The sequence below is a fragment of the Clostridium sp. BJN0013 genome, from assembly GCF_040939125.1.
GTDB lineage: Bacteria > Bacillota > Clostridia > Clostridiales > Clostridiaceae > Clostridium_B.
In genome coordinates this window covers 3773188-3792522 of record NZ_CP162495.1, presented here as the reverse complement: position 1 = coordinate 3792522, position 19335 = coordinate 3773188, and the positions used below count along the sequence as shown (strand labels likewise).

The 19335-nt window shown below is 31.8% G+C and carries 18 protein-coding genes, 3 pseudogenes and 1 other annotated feature; of the genes and pseudogenes, 14 read left to right on the top strand and 7 right to left on the bottom strand.

Annotated elements, in window-relative coordinates:
• Positions 1-329 precede the first annotated feature (329 nt).
• Positions 330-875, bottom strand: coding sequence for an IS3 family transposase (locus tag AB3K27_RS19550; RefSeq protein ID WP_368491292.1), 546 nt, complete (start codon positions 873-875; stop codon positions 330-332).
• A gap of 11 nt (positions 876-886) precedes the next feature.
• Positions 887-1177 carry a transposase gene (locus AB3K27_RS19545; protein WP_368488990.1) on the bottom strand — a complete coding sequence of 97 codons (291 nt, stop codon included), beginning with the start codon at positions 1175-1177 and terminating at the stop codon, positions 887-889.
• Between the two features lie 87 nt (positions 1178-1264).
• On the opposite strand from AB3K27_RS19545, the gene AB3K27_RS19540 reads away from it, so the two are divergent.
• The 4 genes from AB3K27_RS19540 (at position 1265) to AB3K27_RS19525 (ending at position 3326) form a co-directional block, all read left to right on the top strand.
• A complete protein-coding gene (locus AB3K27_RS19540; RefSeq protein ID WP_368488989.1) occupies positions 1265-1684 on the top strand; it encodes a GyrI-like domain-containing protein in 420 nt (139 codons plus the stop codon).
• A 99-nt stretch (positions 1685-1783) separates the two neighbouring features.
• A complete protein-coding gene (locus tag AB3K27_RS19535) occupies positions 1784-2773 on the top strand; it encodes an NAD(P)-dependent oxidoreductase (RefSeq protein WP_368488988.1) in 990 nt (329 codons plus the stop codon).
• Positions 2774-2874: 101 nt separating this feature from the next.
• Complete coding sequence (locus AB3K27_RS19530) at positions 2875-3015, top strand: hypothetical protein (RefSeq protein ID WP_368488987.1); 141 nt, start codon at positions 2875-2877, stop codon at positions 3013-3015.
• The gene (locus AB3K27_RS19525; protein ID WP_368488986.1) at positions 3015-3326 is read left to right on the top strand and encodes an aminotransferase class I/II-fold pyridoxal phosphate-dependent enzyme; all 312 of its coding nucleotides are present in this window, start codon (positions 3015-3017) and stop codon (positions 3324-3326) included. The genes AB3K27_RS19530 and AB3K27_RS19525 overlap by 1 nt, the downstream gene beginning before the upstream one ends.
• Before the next feature lie 461 nt (positions 3327-3787).
• Here AB3K27_RS19525 and AB3K27_RS19520 read toward each other — a convergent pair whose 3' ends face one another.
• Complete coding sequence (locus AB3K27_RS19520) at positions 3788-3985, bottom strand: hypothetical protein (RefSeq protein WP_368488985.1); 198 nt, start codon at positions 3983-3985, stop codon at positions 3788-3790.
• Positions 3986-4418: 433 nt separating this feature from the next.
• On the opposite strand from AB3K27_RS19520, the gene AB3K27_RS19515 reads away from it, so the two are divergent.
• Entirely contained in the window at positions 4419-5717 is a 1299-nt protein-coding gene (locus AB3K27_RS19515) for an IS110 family transposase (RefSeq protein WP_368487541.1), read from the top strand.
• A gap of 615 nt (positions 5718-6332) precedes the next feature.
• Here the strand turns inward: AB3K27_RS19515 and AB3K27_RS19510 are convergent.
• A pseudogene (locus AB3K27_RS19510) lies at positions 6333-7273 on the bottom strand (IS982 family transposase).
• Positions 7274-7502: 229 nt separating this feature from the next.
• On the opposite strand from AB3K27_RS19510, the gene AB3K27_RS19505 reads away from it, so the two are divergent.
• The gene (locus tag AB3K27_RS19505; protein WP_368488984.1) at positions 7503-7832 is read left to right on the top strand and encodes a tRNA-binding protein; all 330 of its coding nucleotides are present in this window, start codon (positions 7503-7505) and stop codon (positions 7830-7832) included.
• Positions 7833-7888: 56 nt separating this feature from the next.
• A pseudogene (locus AB3K27_RS19500) lies at positions 7889-8410 on the top strand (DNA polymerase IV); the annotation flags it as partial.
• Positions 8411-8503: 93 nt separating this feature from the next.
• Here the strand turns inward: AB3K27_RS19500 and AB3K27_RS19495 are convergent.
• Positions 8504-9877, bottom strand: a pseudogene (locus tag AB3K27_RS19495) (IS1182 family transposase).
• On the bottom strand, positions 9840-10067 hold the full coding sequence (locus AB3K27_RS19490; protein WP_368491304.1) for a hypothetical protein: 228 nt from the start codon (positions 10065-10067) through the stop codon (positions 9840-9842). Before AB3K27_RS19490 ends, AB3K27_RS19495 begins: the two are co-directional and overlap by 38 nt.
• Positions 10068-10586: 519 nt before the next feature.
• Between AB3K27_RS19490 and AB3K27_RS19485 the strand changes: the two genes are divergently transcribed.
• From AB3K27_RS19485 to queC, 3 genes are read left to right on the top strand one after another with little or no spacing between them, the layout of a single operon-like run.
• Positions 10587-11603, top strand: coding sequence for a 2-hydroxyacyl-CoA dehydratase family protein (locus AB3K27_RS19485; protein WP_368488983.1), 1017 nt, complete (start codon positions 10587-10589; stop codon positions 11601-11603).
• A gap of 4 nt (positions 11604-11607) precedes the next feature.
• Positions 11608-12372, top strand: a complete 765-nt coding sequence (locus AB3K27_RS19480; protein ID WP_368488982.1) for an acyl-CoA dehydratase activase — start codon at positions 11608-11610, stop codon at positions 12370-12372.
• Positions 12369-13064 carry a 7-cyano-7-deazaguanine synthase QueC gene (gene queC / locus AB3K27_RS19475; RefSeq protein ID WP_368488981.1) on the top strand — a complete coding sequence of 232 codons (696 nt, stop codon included), beginning with the start codon at positions 12369-12371 and terminating at the stop codon, positions 13062-13064. The genes AB3K27_RS19480 and queC overlap by 4 nt, the downstream gene beginning before the upstream one ends.
• Before the next feature lie 145 nt (positions 13065-13209).
• Here the strand turns inward: queC and AB3K27_RS19470 are convergent, their stop codons facing one another.
• Entirely contained in the window at positions 13210-14508 is a 1299-nt protein-coding gene (locus tag AB3K27_RS19470) for an IS110 family transposase (RefSeq protein WP_368487541.1), read from the bottom strand.
• 431 nt (positions 14509-14939) lie between these two features.
• On the opposite strand from AB3K27_RS19470, the gene AB3K27_RS19465 reads away from it, so the two are divergent.
• From AB3K27_RS19465 to AB3K27_RS19450, 4 genes are all read left to right on the top strand, one after another.
• Positions 14940-15443, top strand: coding sequence for a QueT transporter family protein (locus tag AB3K27_RS19465; protein ID WP_368488980.1), 504 nt, complete (start codon positions 14940-14942; stop codon positions 15441-15443).
• Between the two features lie 66 nt (positions 15444-15509).
• Positions 15510-15792: a binding site (T-box leader), on the top strand.
• A gap of 93 nt (positions 15793-15885) precedes the next feature.
• Positions 15886-17124: a threonine ammonia-lyase gene (gene ilvA / locus AB3K27_RS19460; RefSeq protein ID WP_368488979.1), complete on the top strand. Its 1239-nt coding sequence runs from the start codon at positions 15886-15888 to the stop codon at positions 17122-17124.
• A 405-nt stretch (positions 17125-17529) separates the two neighbouring features.
• On the top strand, positions 17530-18375 hold the full coding sequence (locus tag AB3K27_RS19455) for an Mrp/NBP35 family ATP-binding protein (protein ID WP_368491291.1): 846 nt from the start codon (positions 17530-17532) through the stop codon (positions 18373-18375).
• Between the two features lie 418 nt (positions 18376-18793).
• On the top strand, positions 18794-19243 hold the full coding sequence (locus AB3K27_RS19450; protein ID WP_368488978.1) for a DUF134 domain-containing protein: 450 nt from the start codon (positions 18794-18796) through the stop codon (positions 19241-19243).
• The last annotated feature ends 92 nt before the right edge of the window (positions 19244-19335 follow it).

The window sequence follows — 19335 nt, the reverse complement described above, 5'->3', positions numbered from 1 at the left end:
CCGGGAGTTCTTTATCCATTCGCATTGGTTTAACAGTTGGCCTTTGCTCGACTCCTTACCATTTTGGTCAAAGCGTTTCAGCCTATTTCGCTTTCTCCAGCGTAACGATTCCTACAATGATTCACTTTACGTTCTCCATAGCATTCTTACTCTAGCAGTTGTCCCAGCTTAGGCTACTCGAACTTCCACATTGTCTCGTGAGCTTTCTAACCCAAACGTTACCATTCACGCTAGTCACGATAGAGTTACCCCGAATGGATGGGGCAGTCTTACGACAATGTATTACGCGACTTCTTGTCGCACCTGTACCCCCCTGTCCGAGTGGTGTATCAATCCCGGTGCAGGCCTGTTTTTATAGCATTTTCAAGTGCTTTTATACACAGCGATGTTTTCATATTATCTGCTGTTGACCAGCCTACTATTTCCTTTGTACATATATCTTTTACAGTCGCAAGGTATAACCAACCCTTACGTGTACTAACATAACTGATATCAGTTACCCATACAGAATTTGGAGTTTCAACTTTAAAATTTTGATTCAAAAGATTTTCAGCTGTTGGAAGTTTGTGAGCAGAGTATGTAGTTGCCTTGAATTTCCTTTTCCTTATGGAGTAAAGTCTATTTTCTCTTTGTATCCTGTAAAGCCTTTGCCTGCTGCAGTGTGGAAATTTCTCTCTTACATCACTAAGAAGCTTGTCAAGTCCGCAAATTCCATGATTTCTATGATAACTGTCCTGTGCTATCTTCCGTATCTGCTCATTTTCAGCTTTTGTTTTGCTCTTTGTTGGACTATTCCACAGATAATATCCACTGCATGACACATTGAATAGCCTGCACATCTTTGTAACCGAATGTTTGTCACGCTGACTTCTTATAAACTTATAGATTACCTTCGGTTGTCTTTGACAAAGAGTGCAGCAGCTTTTTTTAGTATATCAACTGATTCCTCAAGTTCATCTATTCTTTTCTGCTTTTCTTTAAGTTTCCTCTCAAGCTCATCCATTCTTGAGCTCGAAGGATCCTCTATCCTCTTTTTGTTTTTTATCCAGTTTCTTAAGGTTTGAGCATTTACTCCTAAATCTTTTGATACACTTATGACAGATCTTCCTTCTTCCAGTACAAGTCTTACTGCATCTTTTTTGAATTCTGCATTATACCTATTACCGTTACCTGACATTTCTTATCTCCTCCATATGATTATTATAGCTAACTCATATGTGTTCATCAATTCGAGTACAGGTCAGTAAAACTTCTAGGATGGCGTGTGGCTTATTTAAGCCGTGAATATTCTCTTGGTGACGACATAGAATACCCGATTAGAATTACTTATAAACTATGGTATAGATGGAGATATTTTCTTGAAGAAAATAGATATTCCTATTTCTGTTTCAAGTTTAAAAGCCATAAGTTTGACACGTATTCTGGTATTTTTATAGTTCTTGAAGATGAAGATAAAATAATTACTTTTGAAACCACTTTTCCATCAAGAAGATATTTACGAATTCGTTTTAAAGGAATTCATGTGGATGCAGCAGATTGCTATAAAAAATTATTTGCACATATGAAAAGACATGATTATGAACTAACAGACGATTCTATTGAAGTAACACTAATTAATTATGGTATTACTAATGATATAGATAAATATGTAACTGAAATACTATTGCCTTATACCCGTATATAAAGTTTTTGCAATTGAGTTAAAAAATTAAATTTTTACTTAACTCTTTAGTTACCAGAGGATTTATATTATTAAATTATTTAAGATGCAAAGGAGTACAGTATGAAAATTTTGATTATTGGAAATGAAGATCGATATAAAAAATATATGCCCGACTTGAATATTGTGAAAGAGATTACTATGGTTTTCTGCCCTTGTGGTGCAAGTGACAAAGAATTGTTAGAAGCTGCTTCTGACGCAGATGCTATTGCGATTGATCCTATAGCAAATCTTTCGGGAAATGTTATCCGTCAGATGTCGAACTTAAAAATAATCCAGTCGGAAGGCGTGGGATTTAATGGTATTGATTGCTGGGCTGCAAAAGAAAGAGGAATATACGTTTGCAACTGCAAAGGTGCAAATGCAGGTGCTGTAGCAGAGCAGACAGTACTTTTAATGCTGGCTTTACTTCGTAACATTATTGTTGGTGACCGCACAGAGAGGGAAGGCAAACAAATATATATGAAGGAAAAAATGATGGTGGAAGGTATCACAGAACTGGGTGATTGTAAAATTGGCCTCATTGGATTAGGTGATATCGCAAAGGCAACAGCAAAAAGACTAAAGCCCTTTGAATGTGAGATATACTATTACACTAAAACCCGAAAACCGGTAGATGTGGAAAAAGAATATCATGTATCTTACATGGATTTGGGTGAAATGGCACATATCTGCGATATTATTAGTATTCACTGTCCTGTGAGCACTGAAACTACAGGAATGATTAATAGTGAATTTCTAAGTAAAATGAAATCGACGGCCTATATAGTCAACACAGCTCGGGGGGAAATAATTGATAATGAATCACTCTACCAGGCTATTGTATCCGGACAGATTAAAGGTGCCGGCTTAGATACCGTGTCTCCAGAGCCTACAACGCGGGATAACATACTTTTAAATTTGCCAGAGGAATATGCTGACAGAATAATTTTTTCACCACATATCGGTGGAATTACTACAAGTTACTTCTACCAGGCACATAGGAGAAACTGGATTAATATTGATGCTGCATTAAAAGGTCAGCATCCTAAACATATTGTCAACGGATTATAAAAATTAAGGAGGAAACATAATGATTTCAAACTGTTTCTGTTCTAGAAGAGTCTACTTGTGTATGATTAAAATACTGTTTAGTAAAAGTTCTGCAGAGTTTTATGGATATAGTCCAAGTTTGGGAATTCCATCTGTCAGGAAAAAAAATAGCACAATTTTTAAACCAGTATTTTGATATGAATTATACTGAAAACCATATTTTTATGACTACCGATGCCATAGCCTATGCAATAGGTGCGTAATGGAATTTGGAGACAAAATGATTATCTTTGCCCTCTTTTTTCCTGAGTATCATCCTTATATTGATTTAACAGGTGCTTCTGTACTGAAAGTAGTCCCTCCAAATGTGGAAAATTTTCAGGCTAATTTTACTCTCTTTGAAGAAATGTTAACTGAGAAGGTAGCAGCAGTATTGATTAATTCTCCTAACAATCCATCTCGCGTTGTTTATTCCAAAAACACCGTTGAGAAACTTACAGAGATTATTCGCAGATATATTGCAGTAGATCCTGTCTGCGTAGATTCTGACTTGATTGACAGTATGTGCGGGTAGACTTTTAGAGATATAGGTAATAATTATCATATTCCATTATTCAATCTGCTGTGGCGGAAGTGGTGGATTTAATTACGGATATGTCTGTTTATATATTGGGATATGACTCTGTTATGGACGTATGGGGTTTGACAGTATCTGCTGCAGTGATGGACTGTTAAGTTTATACATCAAAGGTGGAATGGACATTTAAGCTATTGGAGTAACTGTTAGAAGATAAAGTAATACAAAATTAATTTATTAGCGGTCACTATGTTTTTTTGCCTATTATACGAACGTAGGTTTTTGAAATGAAGAGGTACTATATTTTAAATATTAGATAAAATTTTTATAAATTATATTAAAACATATTGAGATGATATTAAAGTGTTTTTATGGGTGTTAATTATTATACTCAATTTACTATGTTTTTATATTATTAAGAACACTGTTTATCAATCAAAAAAGAACCTGTTAAGGCTCTATATAAATAATATAATTAATATGATCATAGGAATAGCTGTACACAAAATTAATAATATAGGCGATATATCATCTTCTGATACAGAACTATTATCTTCTGGTACGGAGCTATTAAGTTTATTTAATTCTTCGGTTGACTGTAGTATAGTATGATTTTTTTCTAGTGATTTTTGATCCAGAGAATCTAAGTTTGCCATAAATATATACCTCCTCGTATAATATAGTTGTACCAATCAATAGAGATTAGATCATCTCTACTAACGGATATTTATAAATATAAATTAATTATTGTTCGTACATCTCAAGTTCCGTTCTGGAAATTGCAATATCCTTTAGTAAGTCTAAAAATAATAAGAGTGTATCTTCCACAAGGGTAACTTGATTAATAGTTAAATCATTGTATAATATCTTCTGAATAGAGGTTAGATGTATTCCTCCTGGGAGGACTCCTTCGGAGTTCCTATACCCGTGAAAAAGCGTATCATTCCATCAGTGAGATTAGATGTTTAGCTGGTTGAGTTTCTTCCCTTGCGGAAGAATTACTCGTGTCACAAACGAGGTTGTTAGCTCACTGTTAGGTATGGATACTCTGTTCTATCTTCAAAAATATATGAAAAGGAGATATTTACAATGTCAAAATTTTTTAATTTACCTGTAGTAGGTATCGATGTTTCTGCTGATTATTCTATGGTTGCAATACTAGCCCCTGATGGAGCAGTTTATAGAAAGGCTTTCAAGATAATGCACACTTCTGATGGTTTCTCTTATCTTCTCAAAGAAATGAGAAAAGTGGAAAAAGAGTTCTCCATGAAACCATCACTTTTCATGGAATCAACTGGTGTTTACCATTTAACTCTTTTCCACTTCCTAAAGAATAACGAATTAGAAACTTTCGTTATAAATCCTCTTATTACTAATAGTAACAAAAATTTAGGAATAAGAAAAGTGAAAAATGATAAAATGGATGCCTTAACTATTGCAAACATAGCAAAATTTCAAAATATAAAAATGTCTGATTATTTAGATATCCCAATATTTGCTGTAAGATCACTTTGTCGTGATTACTACAGCCTTATAGATAACCGTTCCCAGTTCAAGAAAAAGTTATCTTCTGATCTTAGAACGTTTTTTCCTGGATATCATAATGTTTTTTCTGACGTAGCTGGTGTTACTTCATTAGCAGTTTTAAGTAAATTTTCATCCCCTAAAGCAATTGTTGATGCACCAAAAGATGATTTAATTGCTTTACTAAAGGAAAATTCTTGTAAATCAATTGACTGGTGTACAAACACATATAACAAACTTTTAAACGCTGCACTAAGTGCTGTACAAATAGGAATAACCAATAATTCCTTTAAAGTAACTATAGGCATAAATATAAAGCTTTTAAACATCATTAATGAACAAATTGAAACTCTAGTAAATGAAATAGAATCAGCAGTTAAAAATGACTCAACACCTGCTTCATTTAAGAACAACATAGCATTGCTTCTTTCTTTCAAAGGTATAGGCTTTATTACAGCTGTAACCATAATGAGTGAAATAGGCGATCCTACAAGGTTCAAGCATCCAAAAGAAATGGTTGCTTTCTTTGGAATTGACCCTTCAGTTAGTCAATCCGGGAAATTTAATAGTGACCAAAATAAAATGTCCAAGCGTGGTACACGCTTTGGTAGAAGAGCACTTTATGCTGCTGCTCTTGCATCAATAAGAAAATCCAAAACTGGTAAACCAATTAACAGTGTTCTTTACCAGTATCGCAATAAAAACTTAAATGGTAAGAAGAAGAAAGTTGCTCTTTGTGCAATTATGCACAAACTTGTAAAGTACATATTTGCAGTTCTTAGAGATCAAAAGCCTTATGAAATTCGTGAACCAAAACTGCACAACCAAATGTATGTTACTAATTTTTCAAGATCAGTTTCTTAACCACTTAGACAAATTAATTATGGTCCAAATTGGATAAATTATTTCCAATTTAGTTTTAGTAAAAATTTGCCATAGTTCGTATTTTTTTATGGTTTGTTTGCCATGCTCTTTTTTGCTCTTAAATTTAGTAAATAAATTTTTTAAATTAACTATTGACTTTTACTAGCTGGTCTTATAATAACTTCATACTTAGATGAAAATTTCCTTTTTATTAATTTTAGCATTTAAGCATACGTTTACAATAGTGTCCATACTTTAGTAAAAACTTAAAATAGCTTATTGATCTCTTTATATAATATAATATGAAATTATTTGTATTTTGTGAATATTCTTTAAATTACTTATAAAGATAAAAAGATATCTCTGAACTACCTATAAGGAATTGAAATTAAGTATTAATAACATAATTGTAAATACGCAATTAGAAATTTTAGACTACTTATAAGGAATTGAAATTTCTAAGGCTCATACTGATTATGGCACTGAATCTATGAATTTTAGATTACCTATGTTGAGCTAAAAGATGAATTTTCATAACCAGGATATATAATCTATAATAAAATAGTATAGTATTCCTAAAAATTCTAGAATATATATTTATATATTTAAGAAAATTTAACCAAATATCAATTCTTTGATTTTTGATATATTTGGATTAATATTTAGTGTTTTATTGATAAAATAGCACAGATTGTGAGCTAAAATTTTATTCGTTATTCTACTTATTGATCCCCAAATAGATTTGGCAAGTACTCTTTGTATATTTTGATGAATGGATAATTGAGAAAAAGTTGTTTCAATTCTTCGTCTTGCTTTAAATATTAATTGCCTGAATCCTTTTGGAAATTGATTTGTATCTTTCTTTCTCTTTATTGTAACAAGGTTGATATTTCTGTCAGATTTTAATTCTAAAGCAAATTTATTTCCCATATATCCTTTATTCCCTATTATAGTTGATGAAGGTAAAGTATAAGTTAATTCCCATACTGCGGCTCTATCATCAACATTGGCAGGAGTCAGAACAAAATCAGTAACATATCCATCAAATGTTGTTAGAGTATGCAGCTTAAATTCATAATATGTTTCTTTCTTGGAGACACATTTGCCGTAGGCAGCCTTCGGTTTAAAGGATTTATGAAAATGGGCTCTTCCAAATTTACAAACAGGAATTGGCATACTGTCAATTATCCTATATTGTTCCTGGGTATAGTCAAGAAATCGGGTTAGTTCTTGACGAATTTGCTCCATAACCTCATAAAGAGATTTTCTTGTCCTATGAAATCTTGTTCTTGTACAAAACTTGGGAAATAAATCACCTAAATTTCTAGTACAAAAACTGAACCATGATTTCTCAGAATCAATAGAAAGAAGTTCACCAACTAGTGACAGAGTAATTATTTCACTGTCACTCATAATTGCTTTATCAATATTTCTACGATTTTTAATATGTGTTGGAGTAACTTTGTAGTAAAAATCATCAATTATTCGAATATAACAGTAATGAAGTCTTTAAGATTATTTATTTCTATAGTATAATATTTTTTGAACTCTAGCATATATGTTCCCCCCATCATTAGAATTTTTGCTCATTTTTTAATGATACGGTAACATAAATTGCTGGAGTTTTCTATTTGTATAATGTTGCTAGTCAATTCAACTAGCACAATGGGTTAAATTACGGCTTATAAGTAAGAAAAGAACCATATTGAAAAATACATGCTAGATCATTAGAATTATAATTAGAATACTGTTACATATTAATTATATCGTTAGGAGTGTGTTGTTATGGTTGCTTTTGAGGATTTTGTGAAAATAGATATAAGAGTAGGGGAAATTATTAAAGTGAAATTTTTTGAAAAGGCAAGGAAATCTGCTTACAAATTGTGGATTGATTTTGGCGATGAAATTGGCATAAAAAAATCAAGTGCTCAAATTACTGAATGTTATAAAAAAGAAGAGCTTATAGGTAGGCAAGTTTTAGGAGTAGTAAATTTTCCACCAAGACAAATTGCAGATTTTATGTCAGAGGTATTGGTACTAGGAACTTATTCCAAGCAAGGAGTTGTGATGATTCAACCCCAGCAGCCTGTTGAAAAAGGTGATAAATTAGGGTAATTATATTAATTTGGGATAATCAGTAAAATTGATCTTTAGAATAAGTAGGTGTAGTTATGCATAGAATAATTTTTCTTGTAGACATGAATGCTTTTTTCATAAGTCGTGAATCAACAAGACATCCTGAAATTATTGGAAAACCTGCTGCCGTAGCAGGAGAACCAAAAAATCGGTCAGGTATTATTCTAACTGCAAATTATGAGGCACGAAAATTTGGAGTTAAAACAACTATGGTTTTACATAGGGCGTTAAAACTTTGTCCAAATATGATAATTATTCCTCCTGATCATTATTTTTATAAACAGAAATCCAAAGAGGTTATGGATATACTATCTGAATATACTCCTGTTATTGAACAAAATAGTATTGATGAAGCATGGCTTGACATGACGGGTTGTGAAAGAATATTTGGAAGACCATATCAATCAGCAAAGCATATTATGAGACATATTAATCGTGAGCTAGGTCTGGATTGTTCCATAGGTATATCTGAAAACAAATTTCTGGCAAAGATGGCTTCTGAAATGAAAAAGCCCCTAGGTATTACGAGGCCACTGAAAAAGCTTCGCTTTTTTCCTAAAGATTGATTTAAGCAGTAAAAAGAGCACGGAGTATTTCATTTCTTTCTGAAATATTTCGTGCTCTTCTCTCATTAATGTGTTACTTAAAGCTTATTGCTCCGTTAGGAGCTTTATGATTCTCTTGATATTAACAGTAAATATTGTAAGTGCACCTTGCATTTGCATGTTAATTAAGCCCGACGATAATGCCATATCATAGCCGTGCTGGTGTTTAAGTTCACTGTTCTTAGCTTCAATCATATATCGTTGTCTTGCTCGTTCCTTAAAGTATTCTGTTTCTTGAAAAGCCATTTGATCTTTATGAATATCAGACTTTATAGATACAGAATAGGTCTTGGACTTGCAACCTTCTTTGTAACATCCTTCTCCTCGAGAACAGCATTTGCATTTATTAACATCAAAATAGTATGTAGTAACTTGATTTTTATTATGATTTTTCTTACCCTGACGGGCTTTTCTTATGGCTATATGACCGGCAGGGCAAATAAACATTCCAGCATCCTTGTTGAATTGGAATTCTTCCTCTTTCGTACGAGATCCACATGAAATTATTGGATTAAGTTTTGAAATCAACTTGATTTGATTTTCTTTGGCATACTCTAAATTTCCTTTTTCCGAATAAGCAGTATCACCAATTATCTCATCAACTGTCATGCCTGCGTTTTGACTTTTTTCAATTAACTCTTGAAGTTCTTTACCATCGGATTTTTCTCCGGTAGTAATAGTAGCTCCTGTAATTATGCGTTCTTCACTCATTGCAATGTGTGTTTTGTACCCAAAAAATGAAGAATCGGCTGTCTTATGCCCTACTCGGGCATCTTCATCCTTTGAAAGCGCTAACTGCTCCAGGTCATCTTCGATGGCCTCGTTTAAATAATTGAGTCGTTCTTTAATCTTCTCATATATCACAAGCTCAGGTGTAGGTTCAACAACATTGATTAAATCTTGGCAGTATCTTATAATATCTTTAATCTTATCACCTGTAACCTTTTGAGGAAACTTTTCTTTTATCTCACTGTTAACTGCGTAGATTTCCTTCCTCAAAGACTTTGCCCGTTCCAATAGCACTTCCTGAGCAGACTTCTGGTTATATCTTGCTTTGGTATGTGTGGAATCAACTATAAGAGTTCTACTGGCTAAAACTCCCTTAGCAATTGCAATTTCAACTGTTTTCTTGATTAATAAATCAAGCATATTCGTATCTTTCAAGCGTAGCTTTCTAAATTTTGTTAATGTACTTGGATGAATCAGATCAACTTCCTCAGGTGCAAGATTCAGAAAGTATTTAAATGACATGTCATAAAGTGTTCTTTCAACTACGTCTTCATCGGAAAGTTCATAGGTTGTCTTCAATATAAGGTATTTAAACAGCATGATGGGATCCTTGGCACCACGCCCCATGTCAACACTGTAATTATTGAGTAGTTCATCGTAATAGAAATAGAAACATTATTATATAAACATTTTCTTTATTTGCAGTTGCGTTAACTAAATGTTCTGTAGCTAAAATACATCCATTAATTATATTTCCTCCTGCAAGTAATATGCTACTAGCTAAAATTCCTACAATAAGTGCAGCTATTATTCTCTTTGTAATCATAGCTAAGACAATGACTATTATAGGTGTAAAAAGTGAAACTATTCCTTGGCTCATATTATCATTTCCTTTCTACTACATAATTACTAGCAAAATTATTATTTGTAAGATCACTTGTAAAATCCATATTTGCTAACATATTTGCAAACGTAAAATACGAATTTTAATAAGATTTGGTAGCATTTAACAAGAAATAAAAAATTATATTCACTATAAAACCCTTGATTTTAGCCACTTTATAGAATATAATAATATTTAAAATTACATAAATGACAGTTCGAAACCATCCTGTCTATAAACAAAACTAGGGGGAAACTGTATAATTATATAGTTTATTTTGTGATTAAAAGGCGGGATTGTTTCTGCCTTTTTATGTTATGTGAATATTTAAAGTTAATTTATCCGAAGGTGACAGTTAGCTGATACCTCCAGCTTCTTCAAAAGTGAGGGTATAAGCGCTACTGCGCCTCTGGATAAGTTCTTCTAGGGTTCAAATTGGAGGAAAGCATTTCTCATGAGTAAACTCTAACTGAATCTAAGAATCACTTGATTAAAATTAAGGATAAGGTGAAATAAATGGGAGATAAAACTATAGGAATAACTACTACTGTTCCTTATGAAGTTTTGATAGCTGCAGGATATAAAGTAGTTGACTTAAATAATATTTTCGTTACTTCAAAAGATTATGGAAAATTTATTGATATAGCAGAAAGACAAGGTTTTCCTAAAAGTTGCTGTGCATGGCAAAAAGGAATTTTTGGAGTATGTATGGATAAAAAGATTAGTGAAATTGTAGGAGTCACTGAAGGTGATTGTTCTAATACTAAGGCTTTAGAGGGCATACTGGATATGAAAGGTATAAAAATATATTCATTTGCATTTCCACAAAGTCATGATATTTGTGATATTAAGGCATCTATTGATAAATTTATGAACATTTTTAATGTTTCCTATAGTGAAGTTGAAAGAGTGAGAAAGAAAGTGAATAAGATAAGATACCTTATCAAATACTTGGATGAATTGACTTATAAAGAAAACAAGGTTTCGGGTTTTGAAAATCATCTTTATCAGGTAAGTGCCAGTGATTTTAACAGCGATATTTGTAAATTTGAGGGGGATATAAAAAATAAATTGGAAGAGATAAAAAAAAGAAAACCCTTTACTCAGAAATTAAGACTCGGCTTTATAGGAGTACCCCCTATGCCCTGTGATATATATGATTATGTTGAAAAATTTAATGCACGCTTTGTTTATAATGAGGTTCAGAGAGAATTCGCATTTTCAAGAGCTATGGGGGCTAAGGATATTTATGAACAATACTATGATTACACTTATCCCTATGATATAAAATTTAGACTCAGTGAAATAAAAAAGCAAATTAAAGAGAGAAAGATAGATGCTTTGATCCATTATACCCAGGCATTTTGTCATAGACAAATTGAGGATATAGTTATAAAAAATGAAATCAATATACCTATATTAACTATAGAAGGGGATAAACTTAATTTTTTAGATGCCAGAACTAAAATAAGATTAGAGGCATTTCTGGATATGCTTGAAGATTTAATTGTTATGAATGGAAAAGAGGAATAAAGTTTTGAGAAGGTTAGGTATGGATTTAGGCAGCAGAGAAGTAAAAATAGTGGTAATGGAAAATGGACATATTGTATTTAAAGATAAAATTAGTACTATGATTTTTTATAGGGATTTTTGCAGTTATGATGGAAAGATGATAGTCAATCTTGAAAGGTTAAATATCAAACATATTGATTCTGCAGTTTCAACGGGTTACGGGCGAAATAACACAGATTTAAAATTATTCAAGTCCATAAATGAGATAAAGGCCCATGTTTACGGGGCAATTTTTCAAACAGAATTAAAAAATTTTATACTTCTAGATATAGGAGGACAGGATGTTAAAGTGGTAAGAGTGGAAAAAGGATTGATAACGGACCTGGAACTTAATGAAAAATGTGCAGCATCGAGCGGAAGATATCTTGAAAATATGGCCAATATGCTGGAAATTTCTTTAGAGGATTTGTGTAAATTTTATAAAGATCCTGTGGAATTAAATTCTACCTGTGCAGTTTTTTCTGAATCAGAATTAATTGGAAAAGTAGCAGAGGGAATTGCAATTGAAAGACTTTGTGCAGGGGTTAACTATTCACTTTACAAAAGAATTAAGCCTTTTTTAAATAGATTTCAGGGACAAAGTCTTGTATTGTCCGGTGGAGTGGCTAAAAATCAGGCTATATACAACTATTTAAAAAATGATTATGAAAAAATAATAGTTTTAAAAGAATCTCAATTTAATGGGGCTATAGGTTGTTGTTATTATGCTGAAAGGATGGATTTGAAATGAAAAAAGCAGTGGTTTTACTGTCTGGCGGACTTGACTCTACTACAGTTTTATATTTAGCTAAAAGTCAGGGGTACGAAGTTTATGCCATGAGTTTTGATTATGGTCAGAGACATAAGAAGGAAATTCAGTGTGCAAAGGATATTGCCAGTGGTGCAGGTGCAGCAGATTTTGTCCTGGTTACTACAAATATGAATGCTTGGGGGGGCTCTGCACTTACAGATGATTCTATAAAGGTACCTGAATTTAATGAAGAAAATGAGAAAATACCTGTTACCTATGTACCCGCAAGGAATATGATATTTTTATCTTATGCAGCTTCTTATGCAGAGACAATAGGAGCCTATGATATTTTTATAGGAGTAAGCGAGGTGGATTATTCAGGATATGTAGATTGCAGACATGAATTTATTGATTCCATGGAAAAAACAATAAATTTAGGAACTGTGTGTGCTGTAGAGTATAAAAAATATATAAAAATACATGCTCCATTTCTGTATAAAACAAAATCAGAGGAGATTAAAATAGGTATGGATTTAGGAGTAAAATATGAAAAAACATGGACATGCTACAATGGAGAAGAATTTGCCTGTGGTATTTGTGATAGTTGTAGGTTAAGATTAAAAGCTTTTAAAGAGGCTGGCTATAAAGACCCAATAAAATATAAAGACCAGCTAGTAAAAGTCAATAGTTAATTTAAAAAATTTATTTACTAAATTTAAGAGCAAAAAAGAGCATGGCAAACAAACCATAAAAAAATACGAACTATGGCAAATTTTTACTAAAACTAAATTGGAAATAATTTATCCAATTTGGACCATAATTAATTTGTCTAAGTGGTTAAGAAACTGATCTTGAAAAATTAGTAACATACATTTGGTTGTGCAGTTTTGGTTCACGAATTTCATAAGGCTTTTGATCTCTAAGAACTGCAAATATGTACTTTACAAGTTTGTGCATAATTGCACAAAGAGCAACTTTCTTCTTCTTACCATTTAAGTTTTTATTGCGATACTGGTAAAGAACACTGTTAATTGGTTTACCAGTTTTGGATTTTCTTATTGATGCAAGAGCAGCAGCATAAAGTGCTCTTCTACCAAAGCGTGTACCACGCTTGGACATTTTATTTTGGTCACTATTAAATTTCCCGGATTGACTAACTGAAGGGTCAATTCCAAAGAAAGCAACCATTTCTTTTGGATGCTTGAACCTTGTAGGATCGCCTATTTCACTCATTATGGTTACAGCTGTAATAAAGCCTATACCTTTGAAAGAAAGAAGCAATGCTATGTTGTTCTTAAATGAAGCAGGTGTTGAGTCATTTTTAACTGCTGATTCTATTTCATTTACTAGAGTTTCAATTTGTTCATTAATGATGTTTAAAAGCTTTATATTTATGCCTATAGTTACTTTAAAGGAATTATTGGTTATTCCTATTTGTACAGCACTTAGTGCAGCGTTTAAAAGTTTGTTATATGTGTTTGTACACCAGTCAATTGATTTACAAGAATTTTCCTTTAGTAAAGCAATTAAATCATCTTTTGGTGCATCAACAATTGCTTTAGGGGATGAAAATTTACTTAAAACTGCTAATGAAGTAACACCAGCTACGTCAGAAAAAACATTATGATATCCAGGAAAAAACGTTCTAAGATCAGAAGATAACTTTTTCTTGAACTGGGAACGGTTATCTATAAGGCTGTAGTAATCACGACAAAGTGATCTTACAGCAAATATTGGGATATCTAAATAATCAGACATTTTTATATTTTGAAATTTTGCTATGTTTGCAATAGTTAAGGCATCCATTTTATCATTTTTCACTTTTCTTATTCCTAAATTTTTGTTACTATTAGTAATAAGAGGATTTATAACGAAAGTTTCTAATTCGTTATTCTTTAGGAAGTGGAAAAGAGTTAAATGGTAAACACCAGTTGATTCCATGAAAAGTGATGGTTTCATGGAGAACTCTTTTTCCACTTTTCTCATTTCTTTGAGAAGATAAGAGAAACCATCAGAAGTGTGCATTATCTTGAAAGCCTTTCTATAAACTGCTCCATCAGGGGCTAGTATTGCAACCATAGAATAATCAGCAGAAACATCGATACCTACTACAGGTAAATTAAAAAATTTTGACATTGTAAATATCTCCTTTTCATATATTTTTGAAGATAGAACAGAGTATCCATACCTAACAGTGAGCTAACAACCTCGTTTGTGACACGAGTAATTCTTCCGCAAGGGAAGAAACTCAACCAGCTAAACATCTAATCTCACTGATGGAATGATACGCTTTTTCACGGGTATAGGAACTCCGAAGGAGTCCTCCCAGGAGGAATACATCTAACCTCTATTCAGAAGATATTATACAATGATTTAACTATTAATCAAGTTACCCTTGTGGAAGATACACTCTTATTATTTTTAGACTTACTAAAGGATATTGCAATTTCCAGAACGGAACTTGAGATGTACGAACAATAATTAATTTATATTTATAAATATCCGTTAGTAGAGATGATCTAATCTCTATTGATTGGTACAACTATATTATACGAGGAGAGAAGTAAATGCAATATGAAAAGAAAGATATTTTCAGAAATAAAAAATCTCTGTCAAAAATAAATAAAATTGCTATCTCTGGCATTGTTATAGCAATATATGTGGTGGTTATGTATTTTACCCAAAGCTTTGCTTTTATGCAATTTCAGATAAGGATAGCTACATCTTTATATGGTTTGTCTGCCATTTTTCCATTTCTTATTTTGCCTATGGGATTGAGTAATCTTATCAGCAATACTTTAATGGGAGGCCTTGGACTTCCTGATATGCTGGGAGGGGCAATTGTAGGTATCATAACTTCACTTTTAGTATATTTAATAAGTAAGTATAAATTTAATGATTGGTTTATTGCATTACCTATTATTTTTATACCTGGATTTGGGGTACCTATATGGTTATCTTATCTTTTACATATCAAATATATAGTTTTAGTATTTAGTCTTTTGGTAGGTCAGATAATTCCCGCTATTTTAGCCGTATTTTTAGTTAAACAATTGAGAAAATTTTATTAATTTTATATTGACATTTTTCAATAAAAATAATATACTTTTTTACAAGATTATATAATTAAGTAAAAGTAAAAAACTAAGATGGAGAGAAAAATATTTAACGTATTAACTTCAGAGAGCCGACGGATGGTGAAAGTTGGTGTTAATATAAATATATAATAATCACTCCGGAGTTTCCGAGTAGAAAGACTTTTGTCTAGTAAACGAGGACGTCTACCAGCGGTACTTGGTTAGGGTTATAGTGGATAATATATATTTAATTGTTTGAAACTGACCTGAAAAATGAGTGGCAGTTAGAGTATCTAATTGCAAATAAGGTGGTATCACGGAATGTTAATCTTTCGTCCTTATAAGCATATGTAAAGTGTTTATGAGTATGAAAGATTTTTTTATTTATAAAAATATAATCTTTTAATACGAATAATTAGAGGGGAGACTTAAAATTATGAAAGAAATGTTAACTTTAGAAACAAAAGAAGCACATTTAACTTTAGAAGATGTATTGGAAGCTAGAAAAAGAATAAAGGACATATGTATAAATACGGAATTAATATATAGCTCGGAATATAGTTTGGAAAGTGGAAATCAGGTATATATAAAGCCAGAAAATTTACAGATAACTGGGGCGTTTAAATTAAGAGGTGCTCTAAATAAAATTTCTAAATTAAGTGAGGATAATAAAAAGAAGGGATTGATTGCTTCTTCAGCAGGAAATCATGCCCAGGGAGTTGCTTATGCTGCAAACAAACTTGGAATTGAAGCTACAATTGTCATGCCTGAAACTACACCACTTATTAAAGTGCAGGCCACTAAAAATTATGGAGCGCAAGTAGTACTTAAAGGAAAAGTTTATGATGAGGCCTATGAAGAAGCTAAGAGACTTGAGAAAGAAAAAGGATATACTTTTATACATCCTTTTGATGATTTGGATGTAATGGCAGGCCAGGGAACAATAGCTCTTGAGATTATAGAAAAGTTGAAGGATGTGGATGCTATAGTAGTACCAATAGGTGGAGGAGGCTTGATAAGTGGCATATCGGTGGCTGCGAAGTCCGTTAATCCCAATATAAAAATAATAGGAGTTCAGGCTGAAGGGGCTAATCCTATGAAGCGTTCTTTTGATACAGGAAAGCTGGTCAGTGCGGAAAATATTGATACCATTGCAGATGGGGCAGCAGTGAAAAATCCAGGGGAATTAACATTTCAAGTTATAAAAAAATATGTAGATGAAATTGTTACAGTAAGTGATCAAGAACTTATGGAGGACGTATATATTCTTTTGGAAAAGCATAAGCTTGTGGCGGAAGCCACAGGAGCGATGTCACTGTCTGCATTAAGCAAGCTGAAATTTAAAAATAAAAAAGTGGTTTGTTTAATAAGTGGTGGAAATATAGATGTAGTAACAATGTCGGCGCTTTTAAATCATGGACTTGTTTCACGGGGAAGGATATTTTGTTTTTCAGTTAAACTGAAGGATACTCCAGGACAGCTTTTACAGATATCAAAAATTTTAGCAGAAAAGTGTGCAAATATAATAAAATTAGATCATAATCAGTTTAAAGCTATTGATAGGTTAAAACACGTAGCCTTAGAAGTAACAGTTGAGACTAATGGACATGATCATATAGAAGATATAATTAAATCCTTAAATGAACATGGATATAATATTGATAAGGTATATTAGTTTATCCCAACGCTGGAATTAGCTAATACTCCCATATTCTTCAAAATGGGAGATAAGCACTGCTGTGCACCTTTATAAGTTCTTCTGAGGTTCGGATGGAAAAAAGCATTCCTCTGTGCAAACTTCACCTGAACCTTATGAAGTATTTGATATTTAAATAACTATTTACTAGATATTTATTTTTTAAATGTGTAAAAAATATTGAATTGAGACTTTAGAGTATGTTATGCTATTATACAAAAAATATAATACAGGGTCTTATATAGGTTAATTCTATTATAAGACCTATTAATATATTTAATATACTTTCAATAAATCTTATAGTTTGATATGTGTTTGACAATAATAATAAATAGGCGTAATATAAAAATGGCAAATGCCAATGTAGATATAGGAGATGATTTTATGTCAGATTGTAGTTCATGTCCATCAAATGATGGATGTAGCAAAGATAAGGAAAGTTGTGATATTGATTTTAATCCCTATAATAAGGTAAAAAAACTTATTGGTATTATGAGTGGTAAAGGAGGTGTAGGAAAATCATCAATTTCTGTGCTTGTGGCTAAACAGTTGAAAAAGATGGGATATAGTGTAGGAATTTTAGATGCAGATATAACAGGACCAAGTATTCCTAATTTAATGGGTTTAAAAGGCAAAAGAGCTGAAACTACGGAGGAATTTATAGTACCTGTAGACACAAAAGATGCAATAAAGGCTATATCATTAAATCTACTTTTAGAAGATGAAAGCCAGCCGGTCATATGGAGAGGGCCGGTAATAGGTGGTGCAGTTAAACAATTATGGACAGATGTAATATGGGGGGAGCTGGATTATTTAATAATTGATATGCCTCCAGGAACAGGAGATGTAGCACTTACTGTAATGCAATCTATGCCTATAGATGGTATAGTTATGATATCCGTACCACAGGATTTAGTATCTATGATAGTTTCAAAAGCTGTAAATATGGTAAGAACTATGAATATTAACATACTGGGGGTTATTGAAAACATGAGTTATATAACCTGTCCAGACTGTGGTAAACAGATAAAACTTTTTAACGGTGAAAGTACAGATAAATTTTTAAAAGATATGGATTTAAAACTTTTAGGGGAACTTCCTATGTTAAGCGATATAAGCAGTTTGTCAGAACAGGGAGATGAGAGTATAAGTGAAAGTCTTGAGAACATTTTTAAACCTATCGTTCAAAATATAATTGATAGTTTAAAGGATATATCTTTAAAGAAATAATTGATGGAGTTTCACATTCACAAGTAAAATGTTATAAGTATAAATGTATATGAGTACATAGTAACTTAAGGTAGTTACAGCATTTAATTTTAAAAATATAGAGTTTTATGGCAGGGCAGGTATAGTTGTCCTGCTTTTGATTGCAGAAAATCAGAGTTATTTTTATTATATTATTTATTATAAACTGAATTAATTAATATAATAGCATCTCATTGATAAATTATTATTTTTAATATTAAATATTGTGGTGTAGTATTATTTTTTACTATAAACAAACATTATCCAATATAGTAGTGGGAGGATATTTATTAATGAATTTAATACTATAATAAATTTATTGTAGTATTTCAATTGTATCCCTTGTAAAATGCTTATTTAATGAGATAATACTATGTATTAAATATAAAGGAGAGAAAATATGCCAAGACCTATAAAGTTTAGAAGAATAGAATTTTTCCCAAAATATACGTGTTTCACACCGATTGGAAGACCTAAATGCGAAATAAAGGAAGTTTCTTTAAAATTAGAGGAACTTGAAGCAATAAGACTTAAAGATATAGAATCATTAAATCAACAAGAATGTGCTGAAAGAATGAAAGTGTCAAGGCAAACTTTTCAAAATATTATAGACAGTGCACGAAAGAAAGTGGCTCTTGCTTTAATTCAAGGAAATGCTATAAAAATAGAAGGAGGAAACTATACCACTAATTTATGTAAATTTAAATGTTTTAATTGTGGTAATATATATGAAGTAAATTATGAACAGGATAGAAATATTTGCCCATCCTGTGGTTCCAGGAAAATTGTGTGTAATAAAAAAGCAAATTTTTGTGATAAATGGTGCGTAAAAGAAAATAAACATTCTTAATACAAATAGGTTATAAAAAAATTTTATTTTATATTAACTATAATAAAAAAATATTTTTATAAAAAGTTAATATATATATGATAATTATCATA

Bases quoted from the DNA above. Each gene is read 5' to 3' on its own strand.
- AB3K27_RS19470 (WP_368487541.1), bottom strand. From the start codon at position 14,508: ATGTCAAAATTTTTTAATTTACCTGTAGTAGGTATCGATGTTTCTGCT.
- AB3K27_RS19450 (WP_368488978.1), top strand. From the start codon at position 18,794: ATGCCAAGACCTATAAAGTTTAGAAGAATAGAATTTTTCCCAAAATAT.
- AB3K27_RS19525 (WP_368488986.1), top strand. From the start codon at position 3,015: ATGGAATTTGGAGACAAAATGATTATCTTTGCCCTCTTTTTTCCTGAG.
- queC (WP_368488981.1), top strand. From the start codon at position 12,369: ATGAAAAAAGCAGTGGTTTTACTGTCTGGCGGACTTGACTCTACTACA.
- AB3K27_RS19465 (WP_368488980.1), top strand. From the start codon at position 14,940: ATGCAATATGAAAAGAAAGATATTTTCAGAAATAAAAAATCTCTGTCA.
- AB3K27_RS19545 (WP_368488990.1), bottom strand. From the start codon at position 1,177: ATGTCAGGTAACGGTAATAGGTATAATGCAGAATTCAAAAAAGATGCA.
- AB3K27_RS19485 (WP_368488983.1), top strand. From the start codon at position 10,587: ATGGGAGATAAAACTATAGGAATAACTACTACTGTTCCTTATGAAGTT.
- AB3K27_RS19515 (WP_368487541.1), top strand. From the start codon at position 4,419: ATGTCAAAATTTTTTAATTTACCTGTAGTAGGTATCGATGTTTCTGCT.
- AB3K27_RS19530 (WP_368488987.1), top strand. From the start codon at position 2,875: ATGGATATAGTCCAAGTTTGGGAATTCCATCTGTCAGGAAAAAAAATA.
- ilvA (WP_368488979.1), top strand. From the start codon at position 15,886: ATGAAAGAAATGTTAACTTTAGAAACAAAAGAAGCACATTTAACTTTA.
- AB3K27_RS19535 (WP_368488988.1), top strand. From the start codon at position 1,784: ATGAAAATTTTGATTATTGGAAATGAAGATCGATATAAAAAATATATG.
- AB3K27_RS19490 (WP_368491304.1), bottom strand. From the start codon at position 10,067: ATGAGCCAAGGAATAGTTTCACTTTTTACACCTATAATAGTCATTGTC.
- AB3K27_RS19520 (WP_368488985.1), bottom strand. From the start codon at position 3,985: ATGGCAAACTTAGATTCTCTGGATCAAAAATCACTAGAAAAAAATCAT.
- AB3K27_RS19455 (WP_368491291.1), top strand. From the start codon at position 17,530: ATGTCAGATTGTAGTTCATGTCCATCAAATGATGGATGTAGCAAAGAT.
- AB3K27_RS19505 (WP_368488984.1), top strand. From the start codon at position 7,503: ATGGTTGCTTTTGAGGATTTTGTGAAAATAGATATAAGAGTAGGGGAA.